At 30.0% G+C, this 18,400-nt stretch carries 17 protein-coding genes; 2 read left to right on the plus strand and 15 right to left on the minus strand.

Going from position 1 to position 18,400, the window contains the following annotated elements; genetic code table 11:
* Positions 1 to 2: 2 nt before the first annotated feature.
* Positions 3 to 1,550, minus strand: coding sequence for a xylulokinase (gene xylB / locus IC175_RS05295; protein WP_413927235.1), 1,548 nt, complete (start codon positions 1,548 to 1,550; stop codon positions 3 to 5).
* A 206-nt stretch (positions 1,551 to 1,756) separates the two neighbouring features.
* On the opposite strand from xylB, the gene IC175_RS05300 reads away from it, so the two are divergent.
* On the plus strand, positions 1,757 to 2,938 hold the full coding sequence (locus IC175_RS05300; protein WP_227851221.1) for an ROK family transcriptional regulator: 1,182 nt from the start codon (positions 1,757 to 1,759) through the stop codon (positions 2,936 to 2,938).
* Positions 2,939 to 3,412: 474 nt separating this feature from the next.
* On the opposite strand, the gene IC175_RS05305 is transcribed toward IC175_RS05300, so the two are convergent.
* Genes IC175_RS05305 through IC175_RS05325 form a run of 5 tightly spaced genes read right to left on the minus strand, consistent with a single transcriptional unit; the run spans position 3,413 to position 8,006 of the window.
* Positions 3,413 to 3,817: a PTS sugar transporter subunit IIA gene (locus IC175_RS05305; protein ID WP_227851222.1), complete on the minus strand. Its 405-nt coding sequence runs from the start codon at positions 3,815 to 3,817 to the stop codon at positions 3,413 to 3,415.
* 20 nt (positions 3,818 to 3,837) lie between these two features.
* Positions 3,838 to 4,320, minus strand: coding sequence for a PTS sugar transporter subunit IIB (locus tag IC175_RS05310; protein ID WP_227481967.1), 483 nt, complete (start codon positions 4,318 to 4,320; stop codon positions 3,838 to 3,840).
* 20 nt (positions 4,321 to 4,340) lie between these two features.
* Positions 4,341 to 5,156, minus strand: coding sequence for a PTS system mannose/fructose/sorbose family transporter subunit IID (locus tag IC175_RS05315; RefSeq protein WP_227835629.1), 816 nt, complete (start codon positions 5,154 to 5,156; stop codon positions 4,341 to 4,343).
* Entirely contained in the window at positions 5,143 to 5,922 is a 780-nt protein-coding gene (locus IC175_RS05320; RefSeq protein WP_227481965.1) for a PTS mannose/fructose/sorbose/N-acetylgalactosamine transporter subunit IIC, read from the minus strand. Before IC175_RS05320 ends, IC175_RS05315 begins: the two co-directional genes overlap by 14 nt.
* Positions 5,922 to 8,006 (minus strand): TIM-barrel domain-containing protein, encoded by a 2,085-nt coding sequence (locus IC175_RS05325; protein ID WP_255615809.1) that lies wholly within the window; start codon positions 8,004 to 8,006, stop codon positions 5,922 to 5,924. The genes IC175_RS05320 and IC175_RS05325 overlap by 1 nt, the downstream gene beginning before the upstream one ends.
* Positions 8,007 to 8,540: 534 nt before the next feature.
* Here IC175_RS05325 and IC175_RS05330 point away from each other — a divergent pair.
* Positions 8,541 to 8,753: a hypothetical protein gene (locus IC175_RS05330; RefSeq protein WP_227845992.1), complete on the plus strand. Its 213-nt coding sequence runs from the start codon at positions 8,541 to 8,543 to the stop codon at positions 8,751 to 8,753.
* Positions 8,754 to 9,074: 321 nt separating this feature from the next.
* Here the strand turns inward: IC175_RS05330 and gatY are convergent, their stop codons facing one another.
* The 9 genes from gatY to IC175_RS05375 all read right to left on the minus strand — a co-directional run bounded on the left by gatY (position 9,075) and on the right by IC175_RS05375 (position 18,135).
* On the minus strand, positions 9,075 to 9,947 hold the full coding sequence (gene gatY / locus IC175_RS05335; RefSeq protein WP_227851224.1) for a tagatose-bisphosphate aldolase subunit GatY: 873 nt from the start codon (positions 9,945 to 9,947) through the stop codon (positions 9,075 to 9,077).
* A 19-nt stretch (positions 9,948 to 9,966) separates the two neighbouring features.
* A complete protein-coding gene (locus IC175_RS05340; RefSeq protein ID WP_227851225.1) occupies positions 9,967 to 11,919 on the minus strand; it encodes a PTS fructose transporter subunit IIABC in 1,953 nt (650 codons plus the stop codon).
* 2 nt (positions 11,920 to 11,921) lie between these two features.
* A complete protein-coding gene (locus IC175_RS05345; RefSeq protein WP_227851226.1) occupies positions 11,922 to 12,842 on the minus strand; it encodes a 1-phosphofructokinase in 921 nt (306 codons plus the stop codon).
* A 102-nt stretch (positions 12,843 to 12,944) separates the two neighbouring features.
* Positions 12,945 to 13,697: a MurR/RpiR family transcriptional regulator gene (locus tag IC175_RS05350; RefSeq protein WP_227851227.1), complete on the minus strand. Its 753-nt coding sequence runs from the start codon at positions 13,695 to 13,697 to the stop codon at positions 12,945 to 12,947.
* 297 nt (positions 13,698 to 13,994) lie between these two features.
* Positions 13,995 to 14,621, minus strand: a complete 627-nt coding sequence (locus tag IC175_RS05355) for a hypothetical protein (RefSeq protein WP_227851228.1) — start codon at positions 14,619 to 14,621, stop codon at positions 13,995 to 13,997.
* A 105-nt stretch (positions 14,622 to 14,726) separates the two neighbouring features.
* Positions 14,727 to 16,157, minus strand: coding sequence for a glycoside hydrolase family 1 protein (locus IC175_RS05360; protein ID WP_227851229.1), 1,431 nt, complete (start codon positions 16,155 to 16,157; stop codon positions 14,727 to 14,729).
* Between the two features lie 17 nt (positions 16,158 to 16,174).
* The gene (locus tag IC175_RS05365) at positions 16,175 to 16,534 is read right to left on the minus strand and encodes a PTS lactose/cellobiose transporter subunit IIA (RefSeq protein ID WP_227851230.1); all 360 of its coding nucleotides are present in this window, start codon (positions 16,532 to 16,534) and stop codon (positions 16,175 to 16,177) included.
* A gap of 28 nt (positions 16,535 to 16,562) precedes the next feature.
* Entirely contained in the window at positions 16,563 to 17,795 is a 1,233-nt protein-coding gene (locus IC175_RS05370; protein ID WP_227851231.1) for a PTS transporter subunit EIIC, read from the minus strand.
* A 22-nt stretch (positions 17,796 to 17,817) separates the two neighbouring features.
* Complete coding sequence (locus IC175_RS05375; protein ID WP_227851232.1) at positions 17,818 to 18,135, minus strand: PTS sugar transporter subunit IIB; 318 nt, start codon at positions 18,133 to 18,135, stop codon at positions 17,818 to 17,820.
* Positions 18,136 to 18,400: the final 265 nt, after the last annotated feature.

Below are 18,400 nucleotides of genomic sequence, written 5' to 3' on the forward strand. Positions count from 1 at the left end.
AATTATTTATCTTTAAAATTAACTGCTTCATCTAACATCTTAAAATCATCTTTTAAAGACTTGTATAATTTTTTATACAATTTGTGATATCTCTTGTACATGTCCACATTTTCATTTATTGGTTCTAACTTAGTTGAAGTTTTTATTATGACATTGCAAGCTTGTTGTATATTTTCATATATTCCTGACCCTACTAGTGCAAGAATTGCAACTCCCAATGCTGGACCTTCACTTGAGTTTATAGTATATACATCTTGATTAAACATATCTGCCTGCATCTGTCTCCAGACTTTACTTTTACCTCCTCCTCCAGAGGCTCTTACTTCATTAATGTCTATATTAAGGCTTTGTATTATATCCATACAATCTTTTAAACTGTATGAAACACCCTCCATAATTGCTCTTGCCATTTCTTTTTTAGAGTGCATTGGAGATAATCCAAAGAACACTCCTCTAGCATAAGGGTCAAGATGAGGAGTCCTCTCTCCCATCATATATGGTAAGTAAAGTAATCCATTACATCCTGATGATACCTGACTTACTTGCCCATTTATAATTTCATATACATCTTTCTCTAAAGATTTTGAAATTTCTATTTCTCTTTGACAGAAATTATCCTTAAACCATTTTAATGATAATCCTGCCCCTTGAGTAACACCCATAACATGCCATGTATTTGGTACTGCGTGACAGAAAGTATGAACTCTACCTTCTTTATCAACTTTAGGTTCTTTTGTATATGCAAATACCACCCCTGATGTGCCAATAGTAGATGAAACTACCCCTTCTTCAACTATTCCATTTCCTATAGCTCCTGCTGCTTGGTCTCCAGCTCCTCCTACAACTATTGTTCCTTCTTTAAGCCCTGTTAAGTCTGCTACCTCTTTAGTCACATATCCTGTTATTTCTTGAGATTCATAAACTTTACCTAAAAGGTTTTTATCGATATTTAACTTTTCAAGTACTTCATCACTCCAATTTCTTTTACTTATATCAAGTAACTGCATACCACTTGCATCTGATACTTCTGTAGCATACTTTCCTGTCAACTTGTATCTTATATAGTCTTTTGGAAGAAGTATTTTATTAGTATTTTTGTAAATATCAGGTTCGTTATTTCTAACCCATAATATTTTTGATGCTGTAAAGCCTGTAAGTGCTGGATTAGCAGTTATTTCAATTAATCTTTCTTTTCCCACTAAGTCAGTTATCTCTTCACATTCTTTTATTGTACGTTGGTCACACCATATTATAGAGTTTCTTAATGTATTACCTTCTTTATCTAGCATAACTAGACCATGCATCTGTCCTGATAATCCAATTCCTTTTATATATTCACTACTTATATTTGAACTTTGAATTACATGTCTTATAGATTCTACTACAGCTTTCCACCAGTCATTAGCATCCTGTTCTGCCCAACCTGATTTCTCTTGTATAAGAGGATATTCATATGTACAGCTTTCTATAGTATTTCCTAGTTTATCAAATAAGACAGTTTTCGTACCTGATGTACCAATATCTACACCTAATACATACTCCAATTTAATCCCTCCTTGAGATAGTACTTATAATTATCGTTTTCCTATTCCAATTTTTTTATGTTTAGATATATTTTACTTGCTTTATTTTTGTTAGTATATTAAACTAACTTATGAACTAATAATAAAATATTTAATTATCTTTGTCAATGCAAAATAACCTTTTATTTTTAACTAAAAAGTATTACAATATTATTTTAAGGAGGAATATCAAATTGGTTACTGATAAATACACTATTCGAGAAATGAATGAAAGATTGGTACTTGAACAAATTATAAAAAATGGTCCTATTTCTAGAGCGAGTATCGCCTCTACCATAGGATTAAACAAAGCAACTATATCTGCTATTACCAAAAAACTTATTGATGAATCTCTAGTCCATGAAATAGGAATTGGAAATAGCACTCATAGCGGTGGAAGAAAACCCATACTTTTAGTATTTAATAAATGTGCAGGGATTTCTTTAAGTATGGATATTGGATATGACTATATATTCTCTTCTCTATCTTATTTAGATGGAACTATTATAAAGTCAAAGAATTTGACAGATATACAGATAAATAAAGATAATGTCATACAACTAATAGATGAAGTGATAAATAGTTATAATATATCCAAAATAGATACTCCTTATAATGTAATAGGATTCACTCTGGCTATACATGGAATTACTTGTGAAAATAAAATACTGTTTACTCCATATTATAATCTTAATGAGATTGATTTATATAGTATCCTTGGTGAAAAATACGACTTCCCTATTCATATAGAAAATGAGGCAAATTTAACAGCTTTAGCCGAGAGTACTTTCTCAACGATACATAGTTCACTACTTAGTCTTAGTATTCACAGTGGATTTGGTTCAGGCATTATAATAAACAATAAATTATATAATGGTAGAAATGGTATGAGCGGCGAAATTGGCCATACTATTATCATGCCTAATGGTAAACCCTGTCCTTGTGGAAACCTTGGATGTTTAGAACAATATTGTTCAGAGAAAAAAGTATTTGAGCAACTTTCTTCTTTAGAAAATATCCCTAAGATGGATTCTAATATGGTAAAACAGCTATACTATGCAAATAATCAAAATGCTAAAAAAGTTATTAAGGATTTTTGCAGTTACTTATCAATAGCTATAAATAATGCTATTGCAACCTATGCTCCTGAGATAATCTATTTAAATAGCCAAATAATTAGAGATATACCTGAGATATTACAGATTACAAAAGATATGTTAGTTAGTTCTTTTAACAAAGGTATAAATATAGAAATTTCATCATTAGGGTCTGAGGCATCTCTATATGGTGGTTCTGCTGTAAATATCAAGAGCTTTTTAAATATACAAAATTTAACTTTGATGAACGAAATAAATGATAAAATAACTACACTATAATGAGTAATCTAAAAACTAGCTTAAAAAGCTAGTTACATTTTTTAATACCTAAACGAATTCAAACCCATTACTTATACTATAATTGTAATGGAACACTGAAAAAGGTAACTACATCTAAATCGACATTTACAACAGATGAATCACTTCATAAATCACTTTATTTAATAACTTCCAGTATTATAATAAGTGAATTCAAAGTTTTAGAACCTGACCTAAAGTATTAAATCGATTAAATATTCATCTTAATGAAATATTAGTTACAGTCATTATTAAAGTCAAAAAAATTAAGAATAGCTTTATATAGATGCTATTTTTATAAAGATGGTAATAATCTTAAATAAGGGTTATGACTACACAGCCATAACCCCTTTAAAGTATAAATTCTAAAATTAAATTTATTCTGGAGTTTACACAAGATTATTTATATTCTCTTTCTCAGAAGTTGTACATTAATTAGATATTAATATAAAGTTTCTATTCATCATCAGATAATAAACTCATTGTAGGTTCAACTATAGAAATATTGTCTTTACCTATCTTCTCTAACTTTACTGCTAATTCTTTTTCATCTGAAAAAGCTGATTCAATAACCATACCTAAATTTAACCCTGAAATGATTTTAATTCTACTATCAATACTGGCCTCTAATAAAGCAGCATTACATGGCGTTCCACCAATTAAATCCACCATTATAGTTATTTCTGAACTTTCTTTATATACTTCTAAAGCTTTTTTTAGTTTTTTTATTGTTCCTTCAATTCCATCATCCTGTTTCATATTTACAGTAGGATAATTTATAGTATCCCCTATTATCATTTTTGCAGAATTCAAAACTTCTTCAGCCATATTTCCATGACTCATCAAAATAATACTATTCACTTTAATACACCTCTCTAATTTTATAAAATATCTACAAGATAAGTTTTTTTGTCATCAGGTGTCATTATAGTTGTAATTTCAATTCCTTCATCTAGGAGTTTTCTAAATGCTTCCTTCTCTTCTTCTGTAACACTGATATTAGGTTTTAATACTGTTGTATCTTTTCTACTTGACATATTTCCTACATTTATATTATGTATTTTTAATCCTGCCTCCACAAATGGAATAAGGTCAACAGGAGACTTGACAATTAATAATACATTTTGTCCTTCATACTTCCCAGCAGTAATATTTTTTATGGCAGTTTCTTCTGTAATTATAGATGATGCTATTCCCGCAGGTGTAGCCATTCTTAGAACTTGTTTTTGAACAGAATTATTAGCTACTGCATCATTTACTACCATTAATCTTGTAACACCTAATTTATTACTCCACATAGTTGCAACTTGACCATGGATTAAACGGTCATCTATACGAATATTTTTAATGCCTTTCATTTCCATATCTAAATATCACCCTTTCCTTATTTTAAAATACCTAATGCATATAAAATTATTGAAACAACCATTACACCTAAAATTAAGTATATAGGCTTTATGTTCTTTTTAAGAGCCCAATACACAACTAAAACTAAAATTGCAGGAACTAATCCAGGCATAATTTGGTCTAATATTTCTTGACCTTTCATTGTAAAGTCGCCTTGTTGAAAGTTCAAAGCAACATTAGCTTTTACTACAGATGGTATCAATGCACCTACCACCATTAAACCTAAAATAGATGTACTTTCAGTTAAAATCTTCAAACTTTTTTCAATTGAAGATATTAGCTTAGTACCTGATGTATACCCAGCATTAAATAGTGGTATACTTAATAATTTTAACGCTACACTCACTGCAATCCATAGCAGGATTCCAAATGGACTTCCATCTATCGCCATATTAGCTGCTATTGCTCCAAAAATTGTCCATGGAATAACAACAAATAAACTATCTCCTAAACCTGCTACTGGTCCCATCAAACCTGTTTTAATTGAGGTAACAGCCTCTTCAGTGTCTTCACTTGATAATTCCTCCATAGCTACATTAATACCCAAAATATAAGGTGCAACCCATGGGTTAGTATTAAAAAATTGTAAATGATTTAATACAGCATTTTTAAGTTTTTCTGGATTATCTTTGTATACTACTTTTAGAAATGGTAGTACTGCATAACAATATGCTAAAGCTTGCATCTTCTCATAATTTGAAGAGACAGAACTAGTGAAAAACCAACGCCATAGAACACTTTTTTTAACTTTTTCATTTGATTTATTTACTGATACGTTATCACTCATCTTCATCCATACCTCCTGCCACAGTATAATGTTGTGCTTGATTTTCTACATTCTTTTTGTAAATTATAAGTGCAATCGCTCCTCCAATTAAAGCTACACCTAACAATGGTACTTTCATATATACTGCTAAAACAAAACCAATTACTAAATAACTAAAATACTCCTTAGCAGGAAGGTATCTAAGTAATAATCCTATTCCTACCGCTGGAAGTAATCCTCCAGCTACTGTTAAACCACCTGTTAACCATTCAGGTGTATATTTTAAAATTGTGTTAATTAAAGAAGGTCCAAATATTACAGATAGAGCTACTGGAATACCTGTTGTAGCTGCTGTTAATAATACGCCTAACATTTGCATATATGTTATATTTTTATAATTTCCTTTTCTAGCTCCATCTTCTGCTTTATGAACTAGCCATATACCAATAGTATTTCTAAGAACATCTAACTGTACCATCAATAAAGCAACTGGGATACCTATAGAAATTCCTACAGATGCTTCTTGCTTAGTTGTAATAGTTATAAATGTAGCTACTATACTTGCTGTTTGATAATCAGGTATTGATGCTCCACCAAAGTTACTAATACCTAATGATAATAGTTGTAGTGTACCTCCAATATATAAACCTGTGTTTATATCACCTAGGATAAGACCAGTAATAAAACCTGCTGTTACTGGTTGATATGTACCAAACATTGTTGAATTTTTTTCATAGTTTATAAAAAATCCATACAGTACGATTAATAATAATTGCCATAATTGTGGCTCCATTATGATTTCACCTCTCTCAAAATATTTTTTAGTTCTTCAAAATTATGCTTAGAATTTTGCTTTAAGAAAATAGGAATTTCTTCAAGTGGGCATTCAATTTCATAAGTTTTTCCACCTTCATAACTAACCCCACTAAAGATATTCTCCCATGTATATCCTTTTGGCAAATATACTTTTCTACTTCTATCTTTATAATTCATTATTGGAGCAACCAAAATTTCATCTCCAAGCATATATGTATTATCAATCTCCCAAGTTTTATCATCTTCAGGAAATTCATAAAATAAAGTTCTCATAATTGGTGTTCCTTCTTCATGAGCTTCTTTCATCAATTTTGATAAATAAGTTTTTATACTTTCTCTAATTTTGATGAACTTTGTAAGAATTACTTCAACGTCTTCACCATAAGACCATATCTCATTAGGAGCTCCAGTTACCATTGAACCTCCACCTTTATTTGATAATGGTTTGCTATGAGGCAATCTATCTCCATGCATTCTTAAAATTGGTGAAAAAGTAGCATATTGGAACCATCTCACCATAAGTTCTCTAAATTCTGGGTCGTTAGGATTTCCTCCATGGAAACCTCCAATATCTGTCGTCCACCATGGTATACCTGCTAGTCCCATATTTAACCCTGTATTTACTTGATTATTAAAAGCCTCAAAACTAGAATCAATATCACCAGACCATACTAAAGCTCCATACTTTTGAGCTCCTGCCCAAGCTCCTCTTACAAGAGTTACAACTGACTCTGTATCATCATGTAAACCATGATAAATCATTTTTAAATAATCAATAGGATAAATGTTACCACAGCTTAAAACATTTCCTTTTTTGTATCTATAATTATCAAAATCATAAACAGAATATCCAGGTTCAGCTACATCTAACCAATAATAATCAATTCCCAGTTGCTTATAATTTTTATCTATTCTATCCCAAACATAGTCCCTTGCATCTCTATTTGTCATGTCTACAAATACTGTATTTCCTTGAATTTGCATTGTCATTCTGACACCACGATTAACATTGACTAAATATCCATTTTCTAAATAATCATTGTAGTTTTCTGCATCACTTTGAACTGTAGGCCATACAGATACTATTGGTTCTACTGAATACTCTTCTTTCAGTTTTTCAATTAACTCCTTAGGATTCTTCCAATAATCTAAGTCAAATTTATATTCACCTTGCTTAGGCCAATGAAAATAGTCGATTGCAATTGACGAAAGTTTAATGCCTCTTTTTGAGTATTCTTTCACAACATCCAAAACTTCCTCTGAAGTTCTATATCTTAATTTACTTTGCCATAGCCCTAATAGGTTTTCAGGCATCATAGGTACAGTTCCTGTAACTTGAGAGTAATTTTTACTTAACTCTTTTGGGCTTTCTCCACAAGTAATCCAATAATCTATAAAGTTTGTAGAAAACATCTTCCACTCTGTTATGTTCTTTGCAAAAGATACTCTTCCAATCCCTGGATTATTCCATAAAAATCCATAACCTAAGCTAGAAATATAATAAGGAACTGATATTTGAGAATTTCTTTGGGCTAACTCCAAAATGGTATTCTTTAAATCTAGAAATTCATGTTGGTATTGTCCCATCCCAAAAACCTTTTCACAAGGTTTAGACTCAAATCTAGTAGTTACTTCAAATTCTCCATTACAACTTGGTCTATATTCTCTTGATTTCAATTTAAGTGTGGAGTTAAAGTCTTTGGTAATTTCAATGGTTCCTACGTCTTCTCCACCATCATCGTGTTTTACAGCTCTTAATCTAATAAATTCCTTTAACAATATTTCGTTTTTATCATTATAAAAAGTAATTCTATCTCTATGGTCTAAGATAGCCTTTACTTTTCCATTTTTAATACTTACACTACCATCTTCACTCTTGTCGATTTTAATATCTTCTTTATTCAACTTAGGTTTTTCATTAAGAGCATAATTTTCATCAATAAAATTTTGGTCGACAAATGACCTAATACGTAAAGAATTTTTTCCCCATGCTTCTATTCGCAGTAGTTCATTGTCAAATCTTTTTTCAATATAATCTTCAAATATTCTTACCACAGCCATCCTCCTAAATCGATAATTTAATCTTCCATTTTGATGTACTTTAAAATTAAATAACTCAGTCTAATATCTTAATTTTATATATTAAGCTTTGCATACAATTTATTTGTACATTAAACTAACTTACTAATAATATACTTTATTTGGCTCTCTTTGTCAATCGTTTTCCAAAATTTGATATAATTTTCCAATTTAGTTATAGATAACAGCTTTTGTATAACCTAATACTCACAAATAAACAAATCCCTTGTTATCCTCGCTGTCATATATAACACTTATTCTTAGTTATAAAAATAAGGAATAGTTTGTCTACTATCCCTCAAAAAAATCTTAATATTCAAATTTATAATATATGTCTTCCCTATAATTCTAATAAATTAAAAACCATACAAATAATAAATACTTCATATATACTTAAGCTCTATATACTTAAAGTTTATTTTAGAGACTCCATATTATTTATAGTATTTAAAATCTTGATAATGGAATATCTATTATTATTATTATAAATTTATTTTCATTAACTTTTATTTTTTATTGTTTGGTGGTTTAAGTGGAAGTGGTGCTGATTTATTGGTCGGTTTTTTAGTTCAGTCTGGTCAGAAGATATTTACTGCTGCATTCTTTCCAAGAATCCTTAGCAATATAGTAGACAAGCCTTTATCTTGTATTATGGTTGTGTATTTCATAAGTAAAATGCCTAAAGGTTTTATATCTCAATATAATAGAAGTACATCTAGTTCTTCTTAATAAGTTGTATATCATATCTAATTTATTAAATATTATGATAAATTTATATACATATATTTGTATAACAATATTTTCTACTTCATTTTTCATTAATTTTAATATTAATGATTCAATTATGTAATATTTGTATTAATTTAATTAAATACAATCTCTTAATATAAATTTAGATTCTAAATCTGTATTAAGTGGTTGTATTTTTATTTATTTCTAATTACCATACATATCCCTCCAAATTGCTCACTTATCCTCTTAAATATATAAAATAAAGTAAGAGGTTTATTATAGACCTCTTACTTTATTTTTATTCATAATTAGATTTTATTAACAGTACTCTACTGCCCCTACTGCTTTTCCTACACATCCACAAACTTCCATCCTACTCTTAACAAATTCTTTAACTGAATCTAGACCTTTTTTACCATATTTCTTAGGGTCAATTACCTCTGGGTCAGAATTAAGCACATCCTTAACCCCATTACTATAAGCAATCCTTAACTCTGTTGCATAATTAACCTTACAAATTCCTCTTTTTATAGACTCCTTAATCATTTCATCTGGTATTCCAGACCCACCATGTAACACCAATGGAACTGATACAACCTCTCTAATCTCAGATAATCTATCTAAATCAAGCTTTGGCTCTCCTTTATATAACCCATGTGCTGTGCCTATTGCTACTGCTAAAGATGATACCCCTGTTCTCTCTACAAATTCTTTTGCTTGTAGTGGGTCTGTATATGCTCCACCATCACCACCATCTAAATCGTCTTCCTTACCTCCAACTTTACCTAATTCAGCTTCAACAGGTATATCTGAAGGTGTACATGCATCTACAACAGCTTTAGATATTGATATATTATCTTCGTAACTTTCATGAGAACCATCAATCATAATAGAAGTATATCCAACTCTAAGTGCCTGCATTGCTAGTCCAAAACTTGAACCATGGTCTAAGTGCATAGCCACAGGAATACTTGCCTTTTCTGATGCAACCTTTACATTTGCTAAATAATAATCCAATCCTGCATACTTTATTGTTGAAGGTGTTGTCTGTAGTATTACAGGTGATTTAAGTTCTTCAGCAGCTTCTATTACTGCCATAACCATCTCCATATTTTCAACATTAAATGCTCCTACTGCATAATGCCCTTCTTGTGCATCTAATAATATTTGTTTAGTTGTCACTAATGCCATAATTCATCCTCCTATATATTTATAATGATTTAATTTCTTCATTATTTAATTTTGATACTATTTCTATGCTTGTCTTACTATTTATTAACTCATTTAAAAATTCTTCGTCCATTAGTTTTGCAGATAGTTGAGACAATGTCTTTAAATGTAAATTATCACCATTGTCTGTAGCTGCTATCATAAATATAAGATGTACTGGGCTTCCATCCTCTGATTCAAAATCAAACCCTTCTTTTGATACACCTACTGCTACTCGCGGTACTTTTACTGCATCTGTTTTTGCGTGTGGTATCGCTATGCCCATACCAAAACCTGTAGATGATATTTCTTCTCTCTTATGAATTTCTTTTTTAAATTTATTTTTATCTAAAAGAACACCTGATTTATCAAGTATTTCAACCATTTCATCAATTACATCTGTTTTATTTTTTCCTTTAACATCTAAAACTACTGTTTCTTCGTTATACAAAGAGATGTTATTAGATACGTTTTCCGATTTTGTAATTTCATTTTTAATTTCATTTTTAATTTCATTTTTAATTTCATTTTTAATTTCATTTTTAATTTCATCTGTATTTTCTGTAGTATTATTGTTATTTAATACCTTAGGTGTAACCATCATATAAAGTATCGCTCCTACTAATGAACCTGCAAGTATACATCCTACCCATAAAAGTGGCTTATTTACTAGTCCTAAGACTAAAAATCCTCCATGTGGAGCTGGTACTTCTATTTTCATTATGTAAGTTAAAATCGCTGATATTGATGATGCAATCATAAGTACTGGCAAGACTTTTAGTGGGTTCTTTGCCGCGAAAGGTATCGCTCCTTCTGTTATATGAGTACTACCTAGTATATAATTAATTAATCCTGCTGCTCTGTCTTCTTCTGTAAATCTATTTTTAAATAAAGTAGATGCTATAGCTATTACTAATGGTGGTGTTATACAAGCTGCAGATACACCTGCCATAAATAAGTAGTTTCCTTGACCTAGAAGCATAGTTCCAGTCACATATGCTGCTTTATTTACTGGACCTCCCATATCAAATGCTGACATACATCCTATTACTAATCCTAAGATTATGGGACTTGAGTTCTGTAACCCTGAAAGGAAATTCATCATAGCATTGTTAAGAGCTGAACATGGTCCCCCAAGTAACAACATAGATATACCAACAACACCCACACTGACTATAGGAATTATAAAAATAGATTTAAGTCCTTCTAACTGTCTTGGTAATTTTCTCAATAAGTACACAAATAATTTAACTGCATAACCTGCCAAAAATCCCGATATAATTCCACCTAAGAACCCTGAACCTGTGTCAAACGATATCATTCCTCCAACAAGCCCTGCCAACATACCAGGTCTACCTGATACAGATTGAGCTATAAACGCCGCTAATACAGGAACCATCAAATTCATAGAATATCCACCAACAGATTTTAATGTAGCTGCTATCTGATTATACTGTTCTGAATTTGGGTCAAATGAGTAAATCCCCCACAAAAATGATATAGCAGTTAGAACTCCGCCTGCTACTACTAAAGGTAGCATATGAGATACTCCATTCATTAAGTCTTTATATAGTTTTTGACCAAACGACAAATTCCCTTCTTCTGTAAATTTGCTACTTGATGTATTTCCCTTTCTAACTGCTACTTTACCATCAATACACTTTTGTATAAGCTCACTAGCTTTGTGTATACCTTCTTTTACAGGCACCTCTATTACTGGTTTTCCATTAAATCTATCCATATCAACATTTTTATCACAAGCAACTATTATTGCATCTGCCATTTCGATATCTTTTGCTGTTAATTTATTCTCTACTCCTATGGCTCCATTTGTTTCAACTTTTATATCACATCCTAATTCTTTAGCTGATTTTTTTAATGCTTCTTCTGCCATAAATGTATGTGCAATTCCAGTTGGACAACCTGTTACCCCAAGGATTATCTTTCTCCCCATTTTTATACCACCTTTCTGACTTTTATATTTTTTATGTAATCTTCTACATTCGCCAAACTACCGATACCATTACTTTCAGCCACACTTGCACCCGTTGCAGCAGACCTTTTCAATGCTTCTTCAATATCTTCTGGATTTTCCAACCATATACTTAAAAAAGCAGCTAATGCAGAATCACCAGCACATGCAGAGCTAACAACTGTAATTGGTTGAGCACTAGCATAATAAATTGCTTCTCCATTGTAAAAATAAGAACCTTTTTCTCCTAAGGTTAGTAATATATTTTGAGCTCCTTTCAAATGTAGTAACTTAAGCACATCCTTAATATCCTCTTCATCTCTTACAATAATTCCAAATATATCTTTAATTTCTTCATCATTTGGTTTTATCAAGTATGGATTATATTCTAATAACTCCTTTAATTTCGGTGAACTTATATCAAGTATTGTTTTTATATTTTTATTTTTACAAATCTCAAATATATCTTCATAGTAATTATCATCAATACCAGGTGGTAAACTTCCACTTATTGACAAGTAATTTATATCTTCTAATGACTCTATCTTCTCTATCATTTCTAGCTTTTGCTTTGCATTTACATATGACCCAGAGTTTACAAATTTAAACTCATCATTTCCATCATTTAAAAATATATTTATACGAGTTGTATCTTCTACCCAGGTAGGTAGTACATCAAACCCTTTCTTTTCACTTTCTTCAACTATATATTTTCCTGAGAATCCTCCAAAAAAACCTAATATCTTTGACTCTATACCATAATGACCTAGTACAAACGTCACATTTAAACCTTTTCCATTAGGAGAATATGTAGCATTTGATGTACGATTTACTAATTTACTTTTTATACCGTTAGTAGATATGTTCATATCTATTGCTGGATTCGTGGTTAATGTATATATCATTGTCTTCCCCCTTGCTTCTGCTGTGTATGTTTTCATTATAATAAAAAAGTCTATGAAAATCTTTTCATAAAAAGAAAATAGATTTTCATAGACTTTTTCAATTTAATTTTCAGAATTATTATATTTGACCATATAATCTATAATTATCCTAGATATAATGTACAATGGTAACCTAGATGACACTTCATACTCAGAGATTGAGATATGATAATGTTTATATCCTACAATATATAAATCGGAATAGTTTATAAGTTTTGCATTTTCACTACAACAACATGTTATAACTTTGGCTCCACTTAAATTGGCATTTTGTGCTGATTCTACAAGTTCTTTAGTGTTTCCATTCAACGAAAATATGATTATAAGTTCATCTTCTTTCATTGATTTAGATTTTATTTTCATTATATTAGGGTCATTTATAAAAAACACATTAAAATCAAGTAATTGTAACTTAAGGCTAAACTCTTTTGCTACATATTCAGTAAGACCTCTTGCTAAGACGTATATCTTACTAGATTCATTTATAGTTTTTATTATATTAATTAGTGTAGTTAAGGATATTTGTTCTATAACTCGTTGTGCTTCTATAAAAGACTTGTTTATTATATCCCCCATATTGTGTATATCATTATTTTCATCTTTTACTGTCAACCTGTATCTAAGTTCATTAAATCCATTTAGGCCACATTTTCTAATTGCTCTTGAAACAGTTGCTGGAGACGAATATGTTTCATGAGCAATCTCTACTATGGACAATTCTGATAATATTGACTCATTTTGATTTATAAATTTAATTATTTCCATTTCCGTTTTCGTTAGATTTTCAGAATTTCTTTTGTTTAACTCAATTATCATATTTTCGCTCTCCTTGTATATACTTTTGTTTGTCTAAATTTATCGCATATTATAATATATTACCTCTTAACTACTTATTTTTATACACAATTATGATTTAGTCAATGTCTATAAATATAAATTTAGAATATTATAGCTCTGTACTTTAATTTATTCTGTTATTACTAGGTTATTTTGCAATAAAAAAGTAATTAATCAATCACTAAGATTGAGTAATTACAATTCTTTCAGCCTTCAAGTAGCTTAAATTATTAAATACAATTCATATACATATATCCTACTCATTCAAATATCAATTTATATATTTGAAAAGTATACTTTTTTACTAGTAGAAATTAATTTACTAAAAATTGAAATTGTAGTTCCTGTGCATAGTATCGAAAATAAAGTTCCAAATCCTAAATTTCCACCCAAAAATACACCTAAAATTAAAAATAATATATCTGTTATAGTTTTCAAGACTTTATATGAATAGTTAAAATTATTTTCAATATGGATTAATATTGCATCTAAGGGACTCATTCCTATATCAAACTTTATAAGCATTGCAAATCCACCACACATAAGTATATGACCCATGAGAAAACTTATGTTTCTAATGATAATATCTAAACTCTCTATATTAAAATTCAATAACAAGTATGTATATAAATCTATAAATGCCCCTGCTAATAGTACATAAACACAACTTCCTAATCCCAATCCTTTTTTATTCAGTAACAATGCTAGCAATAGTAAAATTCCATTATATATTAACCCTGCTACTGTATAATTTACACCTAGCTTTAAGTGTATACCTTCGTTTAAAAGTGTAATTGCATCACTGCCAAGACCTGACTGAAGTATAAGAGATATTCCACACCCTAACATATTTATAATTAAAAATATAGACATAAACTTTTTTATAAAACTTTTGATATTCATAATTAATAAAACCACCTTATTTATAATTATAATCCCTCCTATAAAACTATATTAATAATATAGTTTTATAGGAGGGATTATTCATATTTGTAAACTATTTGCTTTTTATTTTAGTTCTTCTCCATTGCTCTTTATTACATTTTGATACCACTCAAAACTATCTTTTTTATAACGTTTTCTACTTCCATTTCCATTGTTATCTATATCTACATATATAAACCCATATCTTTTTTCCATTTCTTGAGACGAACAACTTATTATATCTATTGGTGACCACATGCAATAAGCTAATATTTCAGTTCCATCAGCTATAGCTTCACCTATTTGCTCTATATGCTTTCCTAAATAATCTATTCTGTAGCTATCATGAATTTTTCCATCTTCAAATTTATCATGCATCCCAAATCCATTTTCAGCTATCATTATTGGTTTTTGATATCTATCATAGTATTGAGACAAAGTATTATATAACCCTTTTGGGTCAATTGCCCATCCCCAAGGATTTGCTTTTAAGTATGGATTTTTTATATTATCAATTGGATTCATAGTATTTTTACTTGCTGACACTGTTGTAGAATAATAATATGATAGAGCTAGGAAGTCCATGGTATTTTCTTTTAATACTTCTTCATCCCCTTCTTCCATAACTATATTTATATTATTTTCTGTAAAAAATCTCTTAATATAAGTTGGATACTCTCCTCTAAAACTTACATCAGTAAAGAAATACTGTATTCTATTTCTTTTTAAAGCAAATACTACATTTTCAGGGTCACAATCTTCTGGATAAGATGTACAATCTGCCATCATCATACCTATCATCATATCTGAATTTATTTCTTTTCCAAGCTTCTTAGTTAGAGCTGTAGCCATAAACTGATGATGTATAGCTTGATATTTAGCTTGTTCTATGTTATCTACTTGGTCTACACAAAATGCAACTGAGTTAAATGATTCATGATACATTAAGTTTATTTGATTGATAGCTATCCAGTATTTAACCTTATCTTTATATCTACTTAACATTAATTCTGCATATCTAACAAAGAAATCTACTACTTTTCTATTAGTCCAGCCTTTATACTTTAATGTCAAATTTAAAGGAGTTTCATAATGAAGTAGTGTTACAATAGGCTCCATACCATTATTAATTACTTCATTTATAAGATTATCATAAAACTTTAACCCCTCTTCGTTAGGCTCTAAGTCATCTCCATTTGGAAATATTCTAGACCAGTTTATAGAGAATCTAAAACATTTTAATCCTAATTCCTTTAAAAGTTTTAAATCTTCTTTATATGTATGATAAAAGTCTATTCCACTACGCTTAGGATAATAACCTTCCTTATCTTCCATAGCGAACTTTATTTTGTCTATAGTCATATCAGACTCGTAATGTTCAGATATATCTCTATCTTTATCATATATATGTACATCAGCTAAACACCACCCTTTACCACCTTCGTTCCAAGCACCCTCTAGTTGGTTAGCTGCTACAGCTCCACCCCATAAAAAACCTTTAGGAAACTTACTCAAATTAATCACTCCTTATTTTATATATTATTTATACTATTTACCTTATCGTCTATAGACTTTACTATTCCTACTAAAGACATAGCTATATTTAATTCACTAAATATTGTCATAAGAGTATCCTGAGCATGTGCAAATAATAATGAATGCTCTCTTTTTTCTCCTCCAGCTTCTCCTTGTATAATATTGGTCTGAGCTCTATGTGCTTCTGTCATAAACTCTTTTGCTTTAGATAATCTTATATCAGCGTTTTTGTAGTCAAACTTTTCCAAATCACTAAGAGCTTGCTTAATTTCGGTTCTAGCTTCTCCTGCACGAAGTATTATTTGCATTGCTACTTCTATTAACTCTTCATCTATTATCTGTTCTTCAATTGTCATATTTATAATTTCCTTTCAATATCTAAATTTAAGCTTCCTGACTCTCCAACTTTAATTCTTCTTTTTCATATGCTTTAAAGAATGGATACCATATCATAAATAGTAATATTATATTTATTGCTAGAACAATTAATCCTCTAACATCTTCATTTATCATAAAAGTAGATATTCCAAAAGGAAGATACCATAAATTAAATACTTTACTTGGGATTGTAACAAACCCCAGACTCATTGATAAGTAAGTAGTTATTGATATTATTATTGTTCCTATCCACATAGGTAGCATTAAGAATGGATTCCATGCTACTGGAGCTCCAAACATTACTGGCTCATTTATATTCATTATTGATGGAACAACACATGCTCTTCCTATTGCTTTGATTCTTCCAGCCTTGGATAAACACATCATTAAAACTAGTGGTAATGTTGCTCCCCATCCTCCTAAAGTTATCCAACCTGTTTGAATAACTTCATAAGTATATATGTTGGTTGCCACACCACCGGATGCTACAGCTGCTGCATTAGCTGCAATTGCACTAAGCTGAATTGCATAAGTTATTGGAGATAACACCCAACCACTTATACCTAAAGAATATAAAAATACTACTAAGAAGTTTAATAGTACAAAACCAGGTAATGTTTGTGCTATATCTGATACTGGCTTGAAGATTTTAACTATTATTTCAAACATATCAAAATTGAGTCCATAAATTAATACCCAACCTATAGACATTATTACTGCTATAGGTAACATACTATCAAACCATTTACTTACAAAATCAGGAAGTGCTGAATCTTCACCGAAAAATGAAAAAGAACCAAATAAAGACATTATTAATCCAGAGAATAAACCTGCAACCAGCGCCACAAGCATCCCCTCTCCTCCGAATCTATTAAAGTTAAATATAGCTCCTTGTTCTGTAATCTCTGGACGAATCATCATTAACATTAATCCTGCACCAGCAAGACCTGCAACGACACTCATATTTTCAAATTTCTTATTCTTCATTATTTCCATAGGTAATAAAAATGCTATAAATAATCCTAAAAGTCCAAATGTATATTGATTTATTGGACTTAAATCAGGTAAAAAACTTATGTAATTTTTCAAAACAGAAACTATAGTTACCAAAGAACCTACAAATACCATTGGTAAAACCTTCATTATGGTTGATTGAACTGATTGTATCCACACATTTTTAGTTATCTTATTTACAGCAGGTGTGAACTTCTCGCTTAAAAAATCTATAAATTTATTCATAAATAATCTCCCTATAAATATTTTATTTATTTGATATTAGCTCTAGTGCTTCTTCTAAAGCTTTTGCACCATCTAATCTCCCATATGCAACTTTAGATATACATGCTACTGGAACATTATACTCATCTGCTCTTTTTTGAATCTCATCTTTCATATAGTCTAGATGTGGCCCTAATAATAAACAATCTATCTCTGGTAAATATTTATCTATTTCTGACTCACTTCTAGCTTTTATATCTGCTTCTATCCCATTTTTCTTTGCACTCTTTCTCATGCTAGTTGCCATAAACCCTGTACTCGCTCCTGAACCACATGCTAATAACACTCTTATATTTTTCATAATAATACCTCCAATATCTTCATTCATTAATTTACTTCCAACTTACTTCTTAATGAATTTTTTTGATTTTTATTTGATTATATTTATATTGTACTTCCTAAATAGCTTCCTTTAACATAAATATATTTCCTAACAATAGGAAATCATTTACTCTTAACTAGACATGTTAATATATAGTATAATGTACTTTACAATACGTACATTCAATTATACAATATATCATATCATACAGATTTTATTTTAAAAACTATGCGAGGGGATATTG

The sequence above is a fragment of the Clostridioides sp. ES-S-0123-01 genome (assembly GCF_020658415.1).
GTDB lineage: Bacteria > Bacillota > Clostridia > Peptostreptococcales > Peptostreptococcaceae > Clostridioides.